The 20651-nt window shown below is 71.7% G+C and carries 16 protein-coding genes; 9 read left to right on the forward strand and 7 right to left on the reverse strand.

Going from position 1 to position 20651, the window contains the following annotated elements; all coding sequences use genetic code 11:
- Window positions 1-28 precede the first annotated feature (28 nt).
- The gene (locus tag OVA02_RS13240) at window positions 29-706 is read left to right on the forward strand and encodes a response regulator transcription factor (RefSeq protein WP_043593728.1); all 678 of its coding nucleotides are present in this window, start codon (window positions 29-31) and stop codon (window positions 704-706) included.
- A 155-nt stretch (window positions 707-861) separates the two neighbouring features.
- On the opposite strand, the gene OVA02_RS13245 is transcribed toward OVA02_RS13240, so the two are convergent.
- Window positions 862-2112, reverse strand: a complete 1251-nt coding sequence (locus OVA02_RS13245) for an MFS transporter (protein ID WP_267658662.1) — start codon at window positions 2110-2112, stop codon at window positions 862-864.
- A 252-nt stretch (window positions 2113-2364) separates the two neighbouring features.
- Between OVA02_RS13245 and OVA02_RS13250 the strand changes: the two genes are divergently transcribed.
- Complete coding sequence (locus tag OVA02_RS13250) at window positions 2365-4425, forward strand: cell wall-binding repeat-containing protein (protein WP_056046028.1); 2061 nt, start codon at window positions 2365-2367, stop codon at window positions 4423-4425.
- Between the two features lie 62 nt (window positions 4426-4487).
- On the opposite strand, the gene OVA02_RS13255 is transcribed toward OVA02_RS13250, so the two are convergent.
- Together OVA02_RS13255 and OVA02_RS13260 are read right to left on the reverse strand one after the other, a co-directional pair.
- Entirely contained in the window at window positions 4488-4817 is a 330-nt protein-coding gene (locus tag OVA02_RS13255) for a thiamine-binding protein (RefSeq protein ID WP_056046030.1), read from the reverse strand.
- Window positions 4814-6145 carry a glycosyltransferase 87 family protein gene (locus tag OVA02_RS13260; RefSeq protein WP_082460396.1) on the reverse strand — a complete coding sequence of 444 codons (1332 nt, stop codon included), beginning with the start codon at window positions 6143-6145 and terminating at the stop codon, window positions 4814-4816. The genes OVA02_RS13255 and OVA02_RS13260 overlap by 4 nt, the downstream gene beginning before the upstream one ends.
- A gap of 79 nt (window positions 6146-6224) precedes the next feature.
- Here OVA02_RS13260 and OVA02_RS13265 point away from each other — a divergent pair, with 79 nt between their 5' ends.
- The 4 genes from OVA02_RS13265 to OVA02_RS13280 all read left to right on the forward strand — a co-directional run bounded on the left by OVA02_RS13265 (window position 6225) and on the right by OVA02_RS13280 (window position 9660).
- The gene (locus OVA02_RS13265) at window positions 6225-7055 is read left to right on the forward strand and encodes a transporter substrate-binding domain-containing protein (protein ID WP_056047620.1); all 831 of its coding nucleotides are present in this window, start codon (window positions 6225-6227) and stop codon (window positions 7053-7055) included.
- A gap of 26 nt (window positions 7056-7081) precedes the next feature.
- A complete protein-coding gene (locus OVA02_RS13270) occupies window positions 7082-7924 on the forward strand; it encodes an amino acid ABC transporter permease (protein ID WP_056046032.1) in 843 nt (280 codons plus the stop codon).
- A 101-nt stretch (window positions 7925-8025) separates the two neighbouring features.
- The gene (locus OVA02_RS13275; protein ID WP_056046034.1) at window positions 8026-8754 is read left to right on the forward strand and encodes an amino acid ABC transporter ATP-binding protein; all 729 of its coding nucleotides are present in this window, start codon (window positions 8026-8028) and stop codon (window positions 8752-8754) included.
- A 213-nt stretch (window positions 8755-8967) separates the two neighbouring features.
- Window positions 8968-9660, forward strand: coding sequence for a YceI family protein (locus OVA02_RS13280; RefSeq protein ID WP_267658663.1), 693 nt, complete (start codon window positions 8968-8970; stop codon window positions 9658-9660).
- Between the two features lie 105 nt (window positions 9661-9765).
- On the opposite strand, the gene OVA02_RS13285 is transcribed toward OVA02_RS13280, so the two are convergent.
- Window positions 9766-10599 carry an ADP-dependent NAD(P)H-hydrate dehydratase gene (locus OVA02_RS13285; RefSeq protein WP_267658664.1) on the reverse strand — a complete coding sequence of 278 codons (834 nt, stop codon included), beginning with the start codon at window positions 10597-10599 and terminating at the stop codon, window positions 9766-9768.
- A gap of 151 nt (window positions 10600-10750) precedes the next feature.
- Here OVA02_RS13285 and OVA02_RS13290 point away from each other — a divergent pair, with 151 nt between their 5' ends.
- A complete protein-coding gene (locus OVA02_RS13290) occupies window positions 10751-11386 on the forward strand; it encodes an HAD family hydrolase (protein WP_123570291.1) in 636 nt (211 codons plus the stop codon).
- A complete protein-coding gene (locus tag OVA02_RS13295; protein ID WP_267658665.1) occupies window positions 11383-12528 on the forward strand; it encodes an NADH:flavin oxidoreductase/NADH oxidase in 1146 nt (381 codons plus the stop codon). Before OVA02_RS13290 ends, OVA02_RS13295 begins: the two co-directional genes overlap by 4 nt.
- A gap of 125 nt (window positions 12529-12653) precedes the next feature.
- On the opposite strand, the gene OVA02_RS13300 is transcribed toward OVA02_RS13295, so the two are convergent.
- From OVA02_RS13300 to OVA02_RS13310, 3 genes are all read right to left on the reverse strand, one after another.
- A complete protein-coding gene (locus tag OVA02_RS13300) occupies window positions 12654-13694 on the reverse strand; it encodes a hemolysin family protein (RefSeq protein WP_056046041.1) in 1041 nt (346 codons plus the stop codon).
- A complete protein-coding gene (locus OVA02_RS13305) occupies window positions 13691-15142 on the reverse strand; it encodes a hemolysin family protein (protein ID WP_267658666.1) in 1452 nt (483 codons plus the stop codon). Before OVA02_RS13305 ends, OVA02_RS13300 begins: the two co-directional genes overlap by 4 nt.
- Window positions 15143-15299: 157 nt before the next feature.
- Window positions 15300-16736 (reverse strand): GuaB1 family IMP dehydrogenase-related protein, encoded by a 1437-nt coding sequence (locus tag OVA02_RS13310; RefSeq protein WP_267658667.1) that lies wholly within the window; start codon window positions 16734-16736, stop codon window positions 15300-15302.
- A 122-nt stretch (window positions 16737-16858) separates the two neighbouring features.
- On the opposite strand from OVA02_RS13310, the gene OVA02_RS13315 reads away from it, so the two are divergent.
- Window positions 16859-20632 (forward strand): multifunctional oxoglutarate decarboxylase/oxoglutarate dehydrogenase thiamine pyrophosphate-binding subunit/dihydrolipoyllysine-residue succinyltransferase subunit, encoded by a 3774-nt coding sequence (locus OVA02_RS13315; RefSeq protein ID WP_267658668.1) that lies wholly within the window; start codon window positions 16859-16861, stop codon window positions 20630-20632.
- Window positions 20633-20651: the final 19 nt, after the last annotated feature.

Genomic DNA, 20651 nt, shown 5'->3' on the forward strand with positions numbered 1-20651 from the left:
CCACTCCGTCCTGAAAGAAGGTCCCGACGTGTCAGACCACGACGACCGCATCCGCCTCGCCCTCGTAGACGACCACAAGATGCTCCTGGGCGCCCTCAGCGAGTGGATCCGTGGTGCCGCGAGCGACATCTCGATGGTCGCCGCCGTCGCGTCCTGGCCCGAGCTGCTCACGCACCCCGAGTTCCCGGTCGACGTCGTGCTGCTCGACCTCGACCTGAAGGACAACATCCCGATCTCGCTCAAGATCAACACGCTCAAGACGACGGGCGTCAAGACCGTGCTGATGAGCACCTACTCCGAGCCGAACGTGGTGCGCGAGGCCCTCGCCGCCGGCGCCCTGGGGTACCTCGTCAAGAGCGAGGACGCCGAGATGATCGTCGAGGCGATCCGCTCGGCCGCCAAGGGAGAGTCGTACATCTCGGCCGAACTCGACCTGGCCCTCAACGCCGCCGAGGTGGGTGGCGTACCGAAGCTCAGCGCGCAGGAACGCCGCGTCATGGCTCTCTACGGCGGTGGCGAGCCGGTCAAGGCCGTCGCCTACCAGCTCGGCATCAGCGAAGAGACCGCCAAGAGCTACCTCAAGCGCATCCGCGAGAAGTACCGTGTCGCCGGCTACGACGTGGGCACCAAGGTCGCCCTCCGGAAGCGCGCCATCCAGGACGGCATCCTGCTCCAGACCGACACGCCGGCCCAGACCAGCTTCTGACGCCCGGCCCCACGCGGAGAACGGCCCGACCCCCTCGGGGGCCGGGCCGTTCGTCGTCTGCGTGACCCGCGCCTCCTCGGAACCGGGCCGTTCGTCGTCTGCCCGACCCGCGCCTCCTCGGGACCCGTCGTCCCGCATCGGCGGGGCGAGGGAGGCTAGGCCGAGACCGACTCGCGTTCGGCGGCCGTGACCCGTGCCGCTCCGCGCCGGTCGTCGACTCGCTGCATGCCGAAGCTGATCATGGTCAGGACGACCCCGGCCAGGGCGAGCACGACGCCGACCCACCCGGGTGCCGAGAAGCCGAGGCCCGCCGCGATGACCGCGCCGCCGAGGTACGCGCCGAAGCTGTTGCCGAGGTTCATGGCCGAGTGGTTCAGGGCGGCTCCGATGACCTGGCTCTCGCCCGCGACCTCCATCAGGCGGGACTGCACCGACGGGCCGACGCTCGAGCCGACGAGGCCGACGAAGAACGTGCTGACGAAGATGCCGACGATCGAACTCGACGTGAGCGCGTATGCCGAGAGCGCGGCGATGAGGCCGACGAAGCCGAGGTACATGGCGAGCTTGAGCGACCGGTCGGCCAGCCAGCCGCCGAGCAGGTTCCCGATGGTCATGCCGACGCCGACCGTGACGAGCACCCAGGGCACGACGCCCTGGGAGACGCCCGCGCCCTCGGTGACGGCGTTGGCGATGTAGCTGTAGACCGCGAAGAACCCGCCGAAGCCGATGGCGCCGATGCCCATCACGAGCCACACCTGGGGCTGCTTGAACGCCCGCAGCTCGCGCTTCATCGAGGCGGACGCGTCGCCGTCCTGGTGCGGCACGGCGAGGGCGACGGCGGCGAAGGTCAGGGCGAAGATGAGGGCCACGGCGAGGTAGGCGACGCGCCACCCGGCTTGCTGGCCGAGCCAGGTGATCGAGGGCACGCCGATGACGTTCGCGATCGTCAGGCCGCTGAGGACGAGCGCGACGCCCTTGCCCCGGTTGCCCGGCCCCATGATCGACGCGGCGACGATGGATGCGATGCCGAAGTACGCGCCGTGCGGCAGACCCGCGGCGAAGCGTGCGGCCAGCACCCAGCCGAACGACGGCAGCAGGGCCGACGCGACTGTGCCGACCGTGAAGGCGGCGAGGAGCGCCAGGAGCAACTTCTTCTTCGGGAAGTGCGACGACATCGCGGCGATGGTCGGGGCCCCGACGACGACGCCGAGGGCGTAGGCGCTGATCAACCAGCCGGCCTGGGCGATGCCGGCGTCGGCCGACCGCGAGTAGAGATCGGGCAGCAGGTCGCCCGCCATGTTCGGCAGGAGGCCCATGGCCACGAACTCGGTCGAGCCGATTCCGAACCCGCCGAGGGCGAGGGCGATCAAGGCGGCCGTGCGACGACGGCGGGAGAGGTGGGTCACGAGCGGGCCTTTGCGGATCGAGAAGAGCCAGAGGAGAAGGGAGGAACGACCTTCGCTCGTCATCGAGCAGGGCATCTGCGGAGGAGCGACACGTCGCGCCTCCCTCCTGATCGTATCGATTCGACCGGCGGTTGCCAACCGTCCGCCGGGACTCCGACCCGTCCGGCGAAACACCCGCATCCAGCGATCTGGCGTCGAGCCGCTCCGTGCCGCTAGATTCGAGCGTTCCGTTCCTTCCCGATGGGTTCTCGCATGTCCACACCCGGCTCCTCCCCCGCCGCCACCCTCCGAGGGCTCGGGGGCTCCGGCGACCCGATCCGGCCTCCCACGCGGACCCTCGTCGGGGCCCTGACGGTCGTCGCGCTCGTGTTGGTCTCCACGCTGGTCGGCCTGGCGGTTCCCCCTCCGGCGCACGCAGCGACGACGGGGTACGTGACCGGGCACCTGACGGGGACCGATCCCTCGCGCAGCGACTTCATCGCCGAGGCACGGTTGATCCGCCCCGACGGAGCCGAGGTGGGCTCGACCCAGTTCGTCGACCGCACCACGGGCGCCTACACCCTCGAGGTCGTGACCGCCGGTCGCTACACGGTGCTGTTCAAGGACGGCGACACGCGCCGGAGCCAGTACTGGGGTGGAGCCCACGATCTCACCGGAGCCCGCTGGTTCGACGTGGCCGACGGCCAGACCGTCACCGACGTCGACGCCCGCCTGGTCGTCCAGGAGGCCCTGGCGGGGCGTGTGTGGCTCGGCGGGGGTCGTGACGACTTCGCCGCCGTCGGCAACGCCGACATCTCGGTCGTCAACGTCGACACCGGCGACCATTCGTCGGCCCTGACCGACTCGAGAGGCGCCTACTCGGTCGCGGTCGACCCCGGCCGCTACCGCATCCGCGCCTCGGTCAGGCCCTCACCCGACGCGCCGGACCTCTCGACGTCGTGGTTCGGGGGCGCCGCGGCCGAATCCGACGCGACGATCGTGACCGTGGCCAAGGACGCCCGGCTCGCGGGACTCGACCTGCAGGTCGAGAAGTCGGCCGTCCTGACGGGTTCGGTGACCCCGGTCCTGGACGACCCCCTCGACGTCGGCTTCAGCGCAGAAGCGTGGACGACCGACTCGCGAGGTCGTTGGTACCTCGCGACGGGGGCGGCGATCCGGAAGGGGTCGTTCGCGTTCCACGGGTTGCCGGCGGGTGACTACGTCGTGCGGTTGACGGGCCTCCCCCTGAACCGCACCGACGACTCCGCCCCCGCCGTCGCGCCCCGCTACGCACCCGGTGTGGAGAACCGCGACGACGCGACGCGTTACCGTGTCGCCAGCGGCGAGACGCGCTCGGTGGGAACGGTCCTCCTCCCGCCCCTTCGTCAGACCACCACCCGCATCTCCGGCCCCGATCGCTTCGCCGTCGCTGCGGCCATGTCCTCGCGGTTCACCGAGACCGGCGGCACGGTCGTCGTCGCCAACGGGCTGGGCTTCCCCGATGCGCTGTCGGCCGGACCGGCCGCGGCGCATCTCGACGCCCCCCTCCTGTTGGTCACCCCGACCACCGTTCCCGACGTCGTCGCCGCCGAGCTGAAGCGCCTGCGACCGAAGACGGTCGTCGTCGTCGGTGGTCCCGTCTCGATCTCGCCGGACGTCGAGAAGGCCCTCGGCGTCGTGGCCACCCCGACGAGCGGTCCGCGCTCGACGGTGGTGCGGATCGGCGGCGCCGATCGGTACGCGACGTCCCGAGCCATCGCGCGCTATGCCTTCGTCTCGTCCGACGCCCCTGCCGCGACCACGGCCACCTCACCGGGCCGCGTGCTGTACCTGGCCTCGGGTTCGGGGTTCGCGGACGCCCTCTCGGCCGGTGCCGCGGCTGCGGAGGCCGACGCCCCGCTCGTGATGGTGGACGGCCGGGCGGCACGCGCCGACGACGCGACGCGCGAGCTGTGGGGCGATCTGGGCAGCCCTGCAGCCATCAGCGTGGGAGGCCCGCGGGCCATGTCCCCCGGCATCGCCACGTCCCTGTCGGGCACCGACCGCGGCGGGCAGATCGTCGGCGCCGATCGCTACGAGGTGTCCCACCACACCACACGCGGGGCGTTCGACGAAGCCGGCACGGTCTATCTCGCCACCGGCGTCAACTACCCCGACGCGCTGTCGGGCGCAGCCCTCGCAGCCCGGACCTCGTCGCCACTGTTCATCGTGCCGGGCACGTGCGTGCCGGCATCGATCCTGCACGACCTCGACGTCCTCCAGACCGAGCACGTGGTCCTGCTCGGAGGCCAGCAGGCCCTCTCGTCCCGGGTCGACTCCCTCACGGCCTGCTGACGGCGGCGTCCCGTTCCCCACGCCGGACCGACGCGACGGTGGTCCGGCCCTGCGTGATGCGGTCAGGCGTCGCCGAGTGCGGCTTCGAGTCGTTCGACCTTGCCGGTCAGTTCGCCGGTGCGTCCCGGCCGGATGTCGGCCTTGAGCACGAGGGAGACGCGCGAGCCGAAGGCGCCGACGGCCTCGGTCGCGGCCTTGACGACGGCCATCACCTCGTCCCACTCGCCCTCGATCTCGGTGAACATCGACGAGGTGTGGTTCGGCAGCCCGGACGCCCGCACGACCGCGACGGCGGCGGCCACGGCCGAGTGGACCGAGTCGGGCTCGGAGCCGGCGGACGGCCCGCCCTCGGGAGCGGCACCACTGGGCGAGACGGAGAACGCGACGATCATGCGTCCATCCTCGCGTGTGCGGGCCGCAGGCGCCAGAGCGTCACGACCGTCCACCCCAGCAGTCCGAGCTCGAGCACGGCCCGCACGGTGACCACGGCCACCAGGTCGGGTCGCGCGGCGAGCAGGGCGTCGTACTCGAGGGGGTAGACCACCTGGGTCAGCCCCGCGACGACCACGGCCGCCACCGCCGGCACGACGAACCGCGGCCCGCCCGATCGTGCGAGCACGAGCCCGACGACGACGGGCACCGCGAGCCAGGCCACGAACTGCGGCGAACCGACCTTGTTGGTCACGATCAGGGCGACGACGACGGCGAGCGACAACGGACCCAGGAGGCGCGTGGCCGTCACCCCGCGGCGCACGGCCCGCAAGCCCAGCAGCACGACGCCGAGCACGACCGCGGCCATCACGAGGCTCATCGCCTTCGCGGCGAACCCGACCCCGTCGCCGGCGATCTGGTACGTCAGGATCTCGCGGTCGTAGTAGACGAAGGTGCCGGGCACCCCCGCGGCCGCGCGCCAGAGCCAGAGCACGGCTGCGGGCGACTCGACCTGGAGACCTCGACCGGCCTGCTGGCCGACGAAGCCGAACACGTTCCACCCGCTGCCGAGCACGAGCGAGACGGACACCACGACCGCACTCGTCACCGCCGCCGCCACGACGACCTCGACCCGACGACGCAGGGCGAGGACGGCGACCACCACGAGAGCGGCGGGCCAGACCTTGACCCAGGCCGCGATCGTGAGCAGGGCGGACGCCGCCGACGGCCGTGTCGAGACGAGCAATAGCCCCACCAGCGCGATCGAGACCGTGACGGCGTCGATGCGGCCGAGGGCGATCGGCCCGAGGGCGACGAGGAACGCCAGCCACCACCAGGCGGCGACCACGGACCCGGCACGCCGCCGCGCCACGAGCACGACGAAGGCGCCGGCGTTCAGCAGGGACACCAGCACGAGCCACACGGCCCCGTACCCGGAGTCGCCCCCCAGGCGGGCGAGCAGCATCGGCACCGCGGCGAGCAGCGGGTAGACCCACGGTCGGTCGACGCCCACCCAGTCGCCCCCGCCGACGCCCTGCTGCATCCAGGTGCGGTAGACGACGTCGACGTCGCCCAGGGTGCGGTTGCCGCCGACGAGGTTGAGCCGGACGAGCCAGGCGTGGACGAGCACGAAGGCGACGCCGAGCACGACCGGCGACGTCACGAACGACCTCGCCCGGTCGACGAACGTCGTCGGGCCGACGGCGACGGGCCGGGTGCCCGACGTCCGCGCCGCGCGGACGATCGGTGCCCCGGGGGTGGCCGACGAGGGGGGCACGGAGGTCGGCATGCCCACAGGCTAGCCGCCGGCCCCGACGCCGGGCGTCATGCGTCGGCCGACGTCCGCGGTCGCCGGTACGATCCCTCTCATGCGCAGACCCGCCTCCCTCCGACTCGTCGCGACCGCCGCCGCCCTCGTGCTGGCCGGGTCGCTCGCCGCCTGCTCGTCCGACGGGGGCTCGGGTGCCGACGGGGCGGCCGTCGCTCCGGTCACCGACGGCAAGATCACCGTCGCGACGGGTGAACCGGCCTACGGCCCCTGGGTCGAGGACGACGATCCGACCTCGGGCAAGGGCTACGAGGCCGCCGTCGCCTACGCGGTCGCCGAGAAGCTGGGCTACGACGACTCCGACGTGGTCTGGGTGCGGACCACGTTCGACGAGGCCATCGCCCCCGGGCCGAAGACCTTCGACCTCAACCTGCAGCAGTTCTCGATCACCGACCAGCGCAAGAAGGCCGTCGACTTCTCGCCCGCCTACTACGAGACGCGCCAGGCGGTCGTCACCCTGCCCGGCACCTCCGCGGCCGACGCCACCTCGATCGCCGACCTGAAGGGCCTCGCCATCGGCGCCCAGAGCGGCACGACGAGCTTCACCGCCGCCGAGGACGCCATCGACCCCGAGGGCGGCGTCCAGGCCTACAACTCGAACGACGACGCCAAGGCGGCCCTCGAGGCCGGCCAGGTCGACGCCATCGTGCTCGACGTCCCCACGGCCACGTACTTCGTCGAGGGCGGCGTCGTGCTCGGCCAGCTGCCCGCCACCGACGGGGCGAGCGACCAGCTCGGCATCGTCCTGCCGCTCGGCAGCTCCCTGACCGCCGACGTCACGAAGGCCGTCGACGACCTCCGGGCCGACGGCACGCTCGCCGAGCTGCAGAAGCAGTGGCTGGCCGACTACGACGTGAAAGAGCTGTCGTAGCGCCTCGCACGGTCGCGGCCGGCCCGGTGGCCGTCAGCGACCTCGAACTCGACCGGCGCGCGTTCCGTCGACGACAGTCGACCCGCTCCGTGGTGATCGCCGCCGTCAGCACGGTCGCCTTCGCCGCCCTCGCGTGGTGGGCGGTCACCAGCACGCCCGGCTGGTCCCGAGTGCAGTTCAGCTTCCTCGACGGGGCCACCTTCGCGTCGGCCTGGCCCCGCGTGATCGAGGGCCTCTGGCTGAACGTGCGGGTCCTGCTGGTCGCCGCCGTCGGCGTGGCCGTCGTCAGCACCGTCCTGTCGGCACTGCGCACCCTGCGGGGTCCGGTCTTCTTCCCCGTCCGGGCGCTGGTGCGGGGCTACACCGACCTGTTCCGCGGCATGCCGCTGATCATCGTGCTCTACCTCGTCGGTTTCGGCGTGCCGGGCCTCGGGCTCGGCATCCCGCGTCTGCCCGCCGAGTTCTGGGGCACGATCGCGCTGGTCCTCACCTACTCGGCCTACGTGTCCGAGGTCATCCGCGCCGGCATCGACGCCGTCCACCCGTCGCAGCGCCTCGCGGCCCGGTCGCTCGGCCTCAGCCACGCCAAGACCCTTCGCCTCGTCGTATTCCCGCAGGCACTGCGCAAGGTCACGCCCGCCCTCATGAACGACTTCGTCTCGATGCAGAAAGACGTCGGTCTCATCTCTGTGCTCGGAGCGGTCGACGCCGTCCGCGCCGCCCAGATCGAGACCGCGACCGCGGCCAACTTCACGCCCTACGTGCTCGCCGGGCTGTTGTTCGTGCTGCTGGCCCTGCCGACCATCTGGCTGACCGACTGGCTGTCGGCGCGCCTCCGTCGTCGCGAACAGGCGGGCAGCGTCGTTTGAGCATCTCCACCCCCGACCCCACCCCAGGAGGCGCGGTGCCCGTCACCCCCGCAGCCCTCGGCCCCGGCCCCAGCCCCAGCCCCAGCCCCAGCCCCGAGACGGTGCTGCGCCTCGAAGGGGTCCGCAAGTCCTTCGGCGACACGGTCGTGCTCGACGGCATCGACCTGGACGTCGCGCGGGACGAGGTCGTGGCGCTGATCGGCGCCAGCGGCTCGGGCAAGTCGACGCTGCTCCGCACCGTGAACCTGCTCGAGCAGATCGACGACGGCCGCATCGTGCTCGGCGACGACGACATCACCGACCCCCGGGTGCGCGTCGACGCCGTCCGGGCCCGCATCGGCGTGGTCTTCCAGCACTTCAACCTCTTCCCGCACCTGACCGTGCTCGACAACGTCGCCCTGGCCAGTCGCCACGTGCTGCGCCAGCCCAAGGCCGCGGCGAACGAGCGCGCCCTCGAGGTCCTCACGCGCGTGGGTCTCGGCGACAAGGCCGGCGCCTACCCCGACCGCCTCTCGGGCGGTCAGCAGCAGCGGGTCGCCATCGCCCGGGCCCTGGCTCCGCGACCCGCCGTGCTGCTGCTCGACGAGATCACGAGCGCCCTCGACCCCGAGCTGGTGGGCGAGGTGCTCGACCTCGTGCGCACGCTGAAGGAGGTCGGCACGACGATCCTCATGGCGACGCACGAGATGGCCTTCGCCCGCGACGTCGCCGACCGGGTCGTCTTCCTCGACCGGGGCCGGATCGCCGAGCAGGGTCCGCCCGCGCAGCTCTTCACGGCCCCCCGCGAGGTGCGCACCCAGGAGTTCCTCACGCGGTTCACCGCTCACTGACCGGGATCGACCGGCACCGGCCCCGGCACCGGCCCCGGCACCGGCCCCGGGCCAGGGCCAGCTCTGGACCCGGGCCCGGTCCGACTCGGCCCGCTCGGGCGCCCACCGTCTTCACCTGCGCCTCCCAGGTTCTTGCGAAGGAGACACGTCACCATCGGTTCAGCCCCGTGGACTCGCCGCGCGTCACGCCGACCCCTCCGAAGGACGAAGACCATGAAGAAGAAGACCAAGATCGGGCTCGGCGTCGCCGCAGCCGTCGTCGTCGTCCTGGGGGCCACCGCGGCCTTCGCCGGGCCGGCCTTCTACCGCGACGTGATCGTCGGCGAACCCGAGGCCGCGCCCACCGCCTCCCTCACCCCCGGGTCGAGCACGCTCGACCCCAGCCAGCTCGCGGGCGACTGGAGCATCGGTGACGGCAGCACGGCCGGCTACCGCGTCGACGAGGTGTTGAACGGCACCGACGTCACCGTCGTCGGCAAGACCGACCAGGTCTCGGGCACGATCACCGTCGACGGGACGACCATCTCGGCCGCCACCATCGACGTCGACGTCGCCTCGATCGCGACCGACAGCGGCAACCGCGACGACTACTTCCGGGGCACCGCCATGCAGGTGAACCAGTACCCCACGGCCACGTTCACGCTGACCCAGCCCATCGAGGCGGCCGTCCCCTCCGACGGTGACGTGGCCAAGGTCGACGCGACCGGCGAGCTGACCATGCACGGCGTCACGAAGACCGTCACGGTGCCCCTGCAGGCGGCCCTGTCGGGCGACGGCGTCCAGGTGAGCGGGTCGATCCCGGTGACCTTCTCGGACTACGGCGTCGACGCGCCGAGCCTCGGCTTCGTCAAGGTCGAAGACCAGGGGACGGTCGAGTTCCTCGTGGCGGCGACCCCCGCCTCCTGAGTCCCGGGCGCTCGCACGTCGAGCGCCGCACCACGACCTGAGCGCCGCACCGCCGATGTCGGCGGTGCGACGCTCAACTCGTGGTGCCGTGCGCCTGGGCCCGGCTCAGCCCCGGCGCAACAGCTCCGCGATCGTGGCGGGCAGGGCGTCGACCAGACCGAGCACGGTGAACGGTCCCCCGGCACCCGCCCGGGACGCCGCGAGGCCGTGGAGCACCGCAGCGGTCGCGGCCGACCGGGCCAGCGCCTCCTCGTCCGCGGCGATCTCGTCGGCGTGCGTCGCGACCAGGGCGCCCAGGACTCCCCCGAGCGCATCGCCCGCGCCGGCGGTGGCCAACCACGTCGGCGCGCTGGCCGCGACGAGGCGCGTGCCGCCGGGCGAGGCGACGTACGTGCGGTGCCCCTTGACGAGCACCGTGCAGCCCCACTCCCCCGCCGCGCGCTCGGCGGCACCGGCCGGGTCGGCGGCGACGTCGGCGACCTCGCGGCCCGAAGCCTTCGCCAGCTCGCGGAAGTGCGGCGTCAGCACCACCGGCCCGGTCGCCTGCTCGCGGAGCGACAGCGCTCCGGCGTCGAGCACGAGCGGCAGCCCCGAGGAGGCCCCGGTCGCGAAGCCGTGGCGCGTCTCGTCGTCGAGGTGGTCCGGGTCCACGCCCGAGCCGAGCAACCACGCCTGCACGCGACCCGGGCTCGTCACGGCCTCGGGCCGACGGTGCAGCACGAAGTCGGAGGCGCGGGCGGGGCCCAGGTACCGCAGCATGCCGACGCCGGTATGCAGCGCGGCCTCGACGCCGAGCACGGCGGCGCCCGGGTAGGCGCTCGAGCCGATCACGACGCCGAGCACGCCTCGGCTGTACTTGTCGTCGTCGACGGCCGGCACGGCGATCTGGTCGGCGGCGTCGGAGGGGGTCCAGTCGGTGAAGCGGGTGTCGGAGGTCACGCCCCGACGGTAGTCGGCCGAGCCCCGCCCGGCCCCGCCCGGCCCGGCCCGGCCCGGCCCGGCCCCGCCCGGCCCGGCGCGGCCGCGCCCGCCCGACCCGCGCCCACCCAGCCGCGCCCGCCCGACCTGCGCCCGCCGATACGGTGGGTCGATGAGCATCTCACTCCCCGGCCGCACCGTCGTCTTCGACTACGGCGAGGTGATCGCGCGGTTCCCCGACGACGCGTCGCGCCGCCGCCTCGAAGAGCTCGCGGGCGTCGACCCGGACGTGCTCTGGCCCAGCTACGGTCGCCACCGCCACGCCCTCGACCGCGGCACGCTCAGCGCCGGGGCGTACTGGCGGGCCATCGCGGCCGACACCGGCGCCGACTGGACCCGCACCCGCGTGCACGAGCTCTGGGCCGCCGACTTCCCGTCGTGGTTCGTGCCCGAGCCCGGCACGCTCGAGGTGATCGCCGACCTGGCCGACGGCGGCACGCGACTGGCGATCCTCTCGAACGCCGGTCTCGACTTCGCGTCGCCGTTCCGCCACTCGCCCCTCGGCGAGCTGTTCGAGCAGGTCTTCGTCAGCGCCGAACTCGACGACCTCAAGCCGTCGGCCACGATCTTCGAGCACGTCCTCGCCGAACTCGGAACAACGGCCGCCGACACGGTGTTCATCGACAACAGGTCCGACAACGTCGAGGCCGCCCAGGCGCTCGGGATCATCGGGCACCTGTTCACCGGGCCCGAGCCGCTCCGACGCTTCGTCGAGGGGCTCGCGACCCTCCCCACCGAAAGGCGATGACCACACTCGTGACGAACGCAGCACAGACGGCACCCGCCCCCACGACCCCCTCCGACTCCCCCGTCGGCCTCTTCGACCCCATCACCCTGCGCGGCCAGGCCTTCCGCAACCGCCTCTGGGTCGCGCCGATGTGCCAGTACTCGGCCGAGCTCGAGGACGGCGTCCCCACCGACTGGCATCTCGTCCACCTGGGCTCGCTCGCCCGAGGAGGCGCGGGTGCGGTCATCGCCGAGGCCACGTCGGTCACGCCCGAGGGTCGCATCTCGCCGCAGGACCTCGGTCTCTGGAACGACGCCCAGGTCGAGGCGTTCCGCCCGATCACGTCCTTCATCCGCTCGCAGGGTTCCGTGCCCGGCGTCCAGCTCGCGCACGCCGGCCGCAAGGCCTCGACCTTCCGCCCGTGGAGCGAGACGCAGGGCACCGTCCCCGCCGAGCAGGGCGGCTGGACCACGGTCGCTCCGTCGGCCGTCGCCTTCGAGGGCTACGACGAGCCCGTCGCGTTGACCACCGAGGCGGTGAGCGACCTCGTCGAGGCGTTCCGCGTCGCCGCGCGCCGCTCGATCGACGCCGGCTTCGAACTGATCGAACTGCACGCCGCCCACGGCTACCTGCTGCACCAGTTCCTCTCGCCGCTGAGCAACTCGCGCGACGACCAGTACGGCGGGTCGCTCGAGAACCGTGCGCGCTTCCTGCTCGAGGTCGTCGCGGCCGTCCGGGCCGAGGTCGGCGACGAGTACCCGTTGCTCGTCCGTTTCTCGGCCACCGACTGGGCCGACGGCGGCTGGGACGAGGACGACACCGCCACCGTCGCGGCCTGGGCGCACGAGGCCGGCGCCGACCTGTTCGACATCTCGACCGGCGGCCTCGTCGCCGGCGTGAGCATCCCCGTGGGCCTCGGCTACCAGGTGCGCTTCGCCGAGCACGTCCGGACGCAGGGGCGCGTCGAGACCGGCGCCGTCGGCCTCATCGTCGGCGCCGAGCAGGCGAACGAGGTCGTGGCCAGTGGCCAGGCCGACGTCGTGCTGATGGCGCGCGAGTTCCTGCGCGACCCGCACTTCCCGCTCCGCGCCGCGGCCGAGCTCGGGATCGAGCTCGACTACACGCCGCCGCAGTACCAGCGGGCGCCGTTCCGCGCGCACTGAACCGGGCGCGGCCGGCCGAGCACGGCCAGCCGCCCGGGGGCCGTGACGGTCCCGGACGACGCGACCCGCGCCTCCTCACCCCTCGGGGTCAGGAGGCGCGGGTCGTGTCGTCTGCGCGGGCTCGCTCAGCGACGCCGGGTCGCGTCCTGGACCTCGCCGATCAGCTCTTCGAGGATGTCCTCGAGGAACAGCACGCCGCGCGTGGCACCGGTCTCGTCGAACGAGCGGGCGACGTGGACGCCGCTGCGGCGCATGGTCGCCAGGGCGTCCTCGAGCTCGGTCCCCTGGAAGATCGAGATCAGCTGACGGATGCGCTTCGGCGGCACCGGGTCGGCGAACTCGTCCTCGTCGAGGTCGATGACGTCCTTGAGGTGCAGGTACCCCGTGGGGTCGCCGCCGTCGTCGACCAGCACGTACCGCGAGAAGCCGCGTTGGGCGACCGCCCGCTCGACGTCGTGCGGCGTGGCGTCCTCGGGCAGGGTGACGAGCTCGGCCATCGGGACGGCCGTCTGCGCGACGGTCTTCTCGGTGAACTCGAACGCCGCGCGCACCGTGCCGGTCGCGTCGGTGATCATGCCCTCGCGCTGCGACTGGGCGACGATCGTCGCGACCTCGTCGACCGTGTAGGCGCTGGTCGCCTCGTCCTTCGGCTCGACCTTGAAGGCCCGCAGCACGGCGTTGGCCGAGTGGTTGAGGGCCAGCACGACCACGTGCAGGACGCGCGCGATCGCCACGAGCGGCGGGGCCAGCAGGAGGGCGGCACGGTCCGGGAGGGAGAACGAGATGTTCTTCGGCACCATCTCGCCGAACACGACGTGCAGGAACGACACGAGCACGAGCGTGATGACGAAGCCGACGACGCTGACCAGCTCGGGGCTGAGCCCGGTCCAGGCGAGCGGCCCCTCGAGCAGGTGGTGGATCGAGGGCTCGGACACGTTGAGGATCAGCAGAGAGCAGATGGTGATGCCGAGCTGCGTCGTCGCGAGCATCATCGTCGCGTGTTCCATGGCCCACAGCGTGGTCTTCGCCGCGCGACTGCCGGCCTCGGCCTTGGGCTCGATCTGCGAACGACGAGCCGAGATGACGGCGAACTCGGCGGCCACGAAGAACGCGTTGCCGGCCAACAACACGACGAGCCAGACGATGCCCCACCAGTCGCTGCTCATCGGGTCACCTCTCTCGTGCGGACCGCGCGACGGTCGTCCTCGACGCCCGTGCGCACCTTCTCGGGCAGCACCTTCGGGTCGCGTCGGCCCGACCGGTCGCGCTCGTCACGCCCGTCGCGGCGGCCCGGCTCGGTCGCCGTGGCCTCGACCACGTCGTCGGGCGTGGGCGTGAAGCGGATGCGATCGATGCGCCGCCCGTCGAGCCGCCCGACGCGGAACGCGCCGTCGTCGGTCTCGACGACGTCGCCGACCTTGGGCAGGCGGCCCAGCTCGCTCATCAGCCAGCCGCCGACGGTCTCGTAGGGGCCGTCCTCCGGCACCTTGACCGAGGCGCGCTCGAGCAGCTCGTCGGGACGCAGCAGACCGGGGAAGGTCAGCCAGTTGCGCGACCGGACGACGTCGACCCGGCTGCGGTCGTGTTCGTCGCTGACCTCGCCGACGAGCTCCTCGATGAGGTCCTCGAGGGTGACGACACCGGCGGTGCCGCCGTACTCGTCGACGACGACGGCCATCTGGTAGCCGCGACCCCGCACCTCGCCCAGCAGGTTGTCGAGGGTCATCGTCTCGGGGACGCGGACGGCATCGGTCAGCAAGGCGGACACGGGCACGTCGGCCCGCTTCTCGCGCGGCACCGAGACGGCCTGCTTGACGTGGACCAGGCCCACGACGTCGTCGATGCCGTCGTCGGTCACCGGGAACCGCGAGTAGCCGGTGCGTCGCGCCAGTTCGAGGACGGTCTCGGCCGAGTCGCCGCGCGCGACGGTCGAGAGCCGGGGCCGCGGGGTCATGACGTCGGACGCGGTGTGGTCGCTGAACACGAGCGTGCGGGCGAGCAGGGTCGCCGTGTCACGGTCGAGGCTGCCCTCCGTGGCCGAGCGTCGCACCAGCGACGACAGCTCTTCAGCCGTCCGGGCGCCCGACAGCTCTTCTTTCGGTTCGATGCCCATGGCGCGCAGCACGGCGTTGGCCGTGTTGTTGAGCAGGGCGACCGCGGGCTTGAACACCGTGGTGAACAAGACCTGGAACGGGATGACCAGCTTCGCCGTCTTCAGCGGCAGGGCCAGGGCGAAGTTCTTGGGCACGAGCTCGCCGATGATCATCGACAGCAGGGTCGCGACGACGATCGAGACGATCGGGGCACCGACCGCGACGACCCCCTCGGGCACGCCGACCGCGGTGAGCGGCGGCGACAGGAGGCGCGAGATCGCGGGCTCCATCGTGTAGCCGGTCAGGAGGGTCGTGAGCGTGATGCCGAGCTGGGCGCTCGACAGGTGCGTCGACGTGATGCGCAGCGCCCCGATGGTCGGGGCGAGCCCCTTCTCACCTCGGGACTGACGGGCCTCGAGGTCGGACCGGTCGAGGTTCACCAACGAGAACTCGCTGGCGACGAAGAGTCCGGTGCCCACGGTGAGCAGCAGGCCGAAGGCGAGCAGTATCCACTCGTTCACCGGGTTCCGTCACCCCGCTCGGAGGGCATGGCGCCCGAGGTCAGGAGGCGCGGCGTGCGATGGTGCGTGGGTGCGGTCGTCTGAGACGGAGGGTCATCCATAGACGGGAGATCTTACGGCACGTGCACGCTTTCCGTCGCTCGACCTCGGCCCCGTCTCACCAGCTGACGGGGAGCGCCTTGCCCTCTTCGTAGCCGGCCGCCGACTGGACGCCGACGAGCGCTCGCTCGGCGAACTCGGGGACCGACCGAGCCCCCGCGTAGGTGAAGGAGCTGCGGACGCCCGAGGTGATCATGTCGAGGAGGTCCTCGACTCCGGGACGCAGCGGGTCGAGGTAGATCTTCGACGACGAGATGCCCTCGGCGAAGAGCGTCTTGCGGGCCAGTTCGTAGGGGTCGAGGCGCTCGAAGCGACCGCGCACGGCCTTGGTCGAGGCCATGCCCCAGCTCTCTTTGTAGAGGCCGCGCTCGTCGCTCGCCAGCTCGCCCGGCGCCTCGATGGTGCCGGCGAACCACGAGCCGATCATCACCGACGACGCACCCGCCGCGAGGGCGAGCGCGACGTCGCGGGGGTAGCGCACCCCGCCGTCGGCCCAGACGTGCGCGCCGAGGGCACGGGCGGTGGCGGCCGTCTCGAGCACGGCCGAGAACTGGGGGCGGCCGACGGCCGTCATCATGCGGGTGGTGCACATGGCGCCCGGCCCGACGCCGACCTTGACGATCGAGGCGCCGGCCGCGACGAGGTGGCGGACGGCCTCCTCGGTGACCACGTTGCCGGCGACGATCGGCAGGCCCAGGCCGAGGGCCGAGACCGCCTTGATGGCCCGGATCATGCCGTCCTGGTCGCCGTGGGCCGTGTCGATCACGAGCACGTCGACGCCCGCGGCGGCGAGTGCCCTCGCCTTGCCGGCGACGTCGCCGTTGATGCCGACCGCCGCGGCGACGCGCAACCGGCCGTCGGCGTCGACCGCGGGCTGGTAGATCGTCGACCGCAGCGCGCTCTTGCGGCTCACCGTGCCGACGACCCGACCGTGCCGCAGCACGGGCCCGAAGTGGATGTCGGCCGCGACCATGCGGTCGAAGGCGTCGCGGGGGCTGTCGACGTCGTCCGCGTCGAGCGAGGTCAGGGCGCCGTGCAGCAGGTCGCCGAGCACCGCGTCCCGCGGGGCCGTGGCCAGGCGCGAGGTGGCGATGCAGCCGAGGTACGCCCCCGTGCCGTCGTGCAGGACGATGCCGTGGCCCTCGACGGCCGGGACGACGGAGAGCGCCTGCTCGACGGTCTGCCCCGCGTCGAGCGAGTACGGCGTGTCGTAGTCGACGGGCTGGTCCTTGACCCAACGGATCGCGGCGTCGAGGTCTTGCAGGTGCATGTCCTGCGGCAACACGCCGAGGCCGCCCCGACGCGCCAGCGTCGCCGCCAGGCGCGGGCCCGTGACCGAGTTCATGTTGGCCGACACGATCGGGATCGTGGCACCGGTGCCGTCGCCCGGGGAGAGGGACACGTCGAGCCTGCTGGTGATCGACGACCGGCTCGGGACGAGGAACACGTCGGAGTAGGTCAGATCGTGCGTGGGGGTCGTCTCGTAGAACCGCATGGGTCCACGGTAATCCCTGTGAGTCGTCCCGCCGAGGACCGGCCGTTTGCGCTTAAGGTGGAGGGGGTGGGCGTCGCAGCCCACGCACTGATCAACAATCAACGGAGAGTGGGCGATCGGCTGTGTCAAGCCACGTGACCGGTACAACTGACGACGGCGCTGCAGCCGAGTTCGGGGCCAACGAGTGGCTCGTCGACGAGCTCTACGAGCAGTGGGTGGTCGACAAGAACTCGGTCGACGAGTCGTGGTGGCCGATCCTCGAGGCCTACACGCCGCCCGAGGGCGGATCAGCCCCCACGTCGCCCTCCGCACCGTCCGTCGAGACCGCACCCGCGCCTCCTGCGTCGTCCGCTGCCGCTCCGGCCGCTGAGGCGACCGCACCCGCCGCCGCTGCGACCGCCGGCCAGAAGGCCGCCGCGCGCACCACCTCGGTCGAGCCGGCGGCGAAGCCGATCCCGGCCCAGGTGCCCGACAAGGCCAAGGCGAAGCCCGCCTCGGCCGGCGAGCAGCCCACGCCCGAGGCCGAGAACGTGGTCTCACCGCTGCGCGGCATGGCCAAGTCCCTCGCCACGAACATGGACGCCAGCCTCACCGTGCCCACCGCGACGAGCGTCCGCACGATCCCGGCGAAGCTGATGATCGACAACCGCATCGTCATCAACAACCACCTCAAGCGCGCCCGCGGCGGCAAGGTGTCGTTCACCCATCTGATCGGTTGGGCCCTGGTCCAGGCCCTGAAAGAGTTCCCCAGCCAGAACGTCTTCTACGACGAGGTCGACGGCAAGCCGTCGGTCGTCACCCCCGCGCACGTCAACCTCGGCCTCGCGATCGACATCCCGAAGCCCGACGGCACCCGGGCCCTGCTCGTTCCCGGCATCAAGAAGGCCGAAGAGATGCACTTCGGCGAGTTCCTGACCGCCTACGAGGACATCGTCAAGCGCGCCCGCGACAACAAGCTCGCCGCGGCGGACTTCCAGGGCAACACGATCTCGCTGACCAATCCCGGCGGCATCGGCACCGTCCACAGCGTGCCCCGCCTGATGAAGGGCGCGGGCGCCATCATCGGTGCCGGTGCACTCGACTACCCGGCCGAGTTCCAGGGGTCGGCCTCGAAGACGCTCGTCGAGCTGGGCATCGGCAAGACCATCACGCTCACCAGCACCTACGACCACCGGGTCATCCAGGGGGCGGGCTCGGGCGAGTTCCTCAAGAAGGTGCACGAGCTGCTGATCGGGCAGCGCGGCTTCTACGAGGACATCTTCGCGGCGCTGCGCATCCCCTACGAGCCGATCCACTGGAACGCCGACATCAACGTCAACCTGGCCGAGCGCGTCAGCAAGACGGCCCGCGTCCAGGAGCTGATCAACAGCTACCGCGTGCGCGGCCACCTGATGGCCGACATCGACCCGCTCGAGTACCGCCAGCGCACGCACCCCGACCTCGCGATCGAGAGCCACGGGCTCACCTTCTGGGACCTCGACCGCGAGTTCGTCACCGGTGGCCTGGGCGGCCGTACCCACGCCCTCTTGCGCGACATCCTCGGCATCCTGCGCGACTCGTACTGCCGCACCATCGGCGTCGAGTACATGCACATCCAGGATCCCGCGCAGCGCAAGTGGATCCAGGACCACCTCGAGGTGCCCTACACGAAGCCCTCGCACGACGAGCAGATGCGCATCCTCGCGAAGCTCAACGAGGCCGAGGCCTTCGAGACCTTCCTGCAGACGAAGTACGTCGGCCAGAAGCGCTTCAGCCTCGAGGGCGGCGAGTCCACCATCTCGCTGCTCGACACGGTCATGCAGCACGCCGCCCGCGAAGGCCTCGACGAGGTCGCCATCGGCATGGCCCACCGCGGCCGCCTCAACGTGCTGACGAACATCGCCGGCAAGACCTACGGTCAGATCTTCCGCGAGTTCGAGGGCACGCAAGACCCCAAGACCGTGCAGGGCTCGGGCGACGTCAAGTACCACCTCGGCACCGAGGGCGAGTTCACGAGTGCCGTCGGCGAGACCATCCCCGTGTACCTGGCCGCGAACCCGTCGCACCTCGAGGCCGGCGACGGCGTGCTCGAGGGCATCGTGCGCGCCAAGCAGGACCGTGGGACGCCCGGGGCCTTCAGCACGTTGCCGATCCTGATCCACGGTGACGCGGCCATGGCCGGCCAGGGCGTCGTGGTCGAGACGCTGCAGATGTCGCAGCTGCGCGGTTACCGCGTCGGCGGCACCATCCACATCGTCATCAACAACCAGGTGGGCTTCACCACCCCGCCGTCCGAGTCGCGCACGTCGGTGTACTCGACCGATGTCGCGAAGACGATCCAGGCTCCGATCTTCCACGTGAACGGCGACGACCCCGAGGCCGTGGCCCGCGTCGCCGAGCTCGCGTTCTCGTACCGTCAGCAGTTCAAGCGCGACATCGTCATCGACCTCGTGTGCTACCGCCGACGCGGTCACAACGAGGGAGACGACCCCTCGATGACCCAGCCGCTGATGTACAACCTCATCGAGCAGAAGCGCTCGGTGCGCACCCTCTACACCGAGGCCCTCGTCGGCCGGGGCGACATCACGCAAGACGAGTACGACGGGGCGCACCGGGACTTCCAGGAGCGCCTCGAGCGCGCCTTCGCCGAGACGCACGCCGCGCAGACGGGGTCGATCCCCGTCGTGACGAACGACGACGGTGACGTCGCCGACCTCGAGCGTCCCGTCGCCCAGCAGGACGACGCCCGGGGCGAACCCGAGACCACGGGGGTGTCGCTCGAGCTCGTCCACGACATCGGTGACGCCCACGACAACCCGCCGGCCGGGTTCTCGGTCCACCCCAAGCTGCAGCAGTTGCTCAAGAAGCGCGTCGACATGAGCCGCAACGGCGGCATCGACTGGGCCTTCGCCGAGCTGCTCGCCTTCGGCTCGCTGCTCACCGAGGGCACCCCCGTGCGCCTCGCGGGCCAGGACAGCCGACGCGGCACCTTCGTGCAGCGGCACTCGGTGCTGCACGACCGCGAGAACGGCCAGGAGTGGCTGCCGCTGCAGAACGTCGCCGACAACCAGGCGAAGCTCTGGATCTACGACTCGCTGCTCAGCGAGTACGCGGCCATGGCGTTCGAGTACGGCTACTCGGTCGAGCGGGCCGACGCGCTCGTGCTGTGGGAGGCGCAGTTCGGCGACTTCAGCAACGGCGCCCAGACGGTCATCGACGAGTTCATCTCGTCGGCCGAGCAGAAGTGGGGTCAGCGCTCGAGCGTCGTCCTGCTGCTGCCGCACGGCTACGAGGGGCAGGGCCCCGACCACTCGTCCGCCCGCATGGAACGCTTCCTGCAGCTCTGCGCCGAGGACAACATGACGATCGCGCGGCCTTCCACACCCGCGTCGTACTTCCACCTGTTGCGTCGTCAGGCCTACGCCCGCCCGCGTCGTCCGCTCGTGGTCTTCACCCCGAAGGCCATGCTGCGGTTGCGTGGAGCGACCAGCGGGGTCGACGCCTTCACCTCGGGTCGCTTCGAGCCGGTGCTCGACTGCACGCGGGTCTCCGAGCCCGAGTCGACCAAGCGCGTCGTGCTGCACAGCGGCAAGATCCACTACGACCTCTCGACCGAGCTCGACAAGCGAGGCGTGCAGAACGACGTCGCGCTCGTCCGCCTCGAGCAGCTCTACCCGCTGCCCCTCGACGAGATCCGCCGCGTGCTCGACCGCTACCCGTCCGCCGAACTCGTCTGGGCGCAAGAAGAGCCCGAGAACCAGGGCGCCTGGCCGTTCGTCGTGCTCGAGCTGCAGAAGCACCTCGATCGACAGATCCGCGTGGCGTCGCGTCCCGCGTCGGCCTCGCCGGCCGCCGGCTCGAACAAGGCGAGCGCTGCGCAGCAGGCGACCCTGATCGCCGAGGCGCTCGACCTGTAGACGGTCCTCGCCCGCACGA

Source organism: Frigoribacterium sp. SL97 (genome assembly GCF_026625765.1).
GTDB lineage: Bacteria > Actinomycetota > Actinomycetes > Actinomycetales > Microbacteriaceae > Frigoribacterium.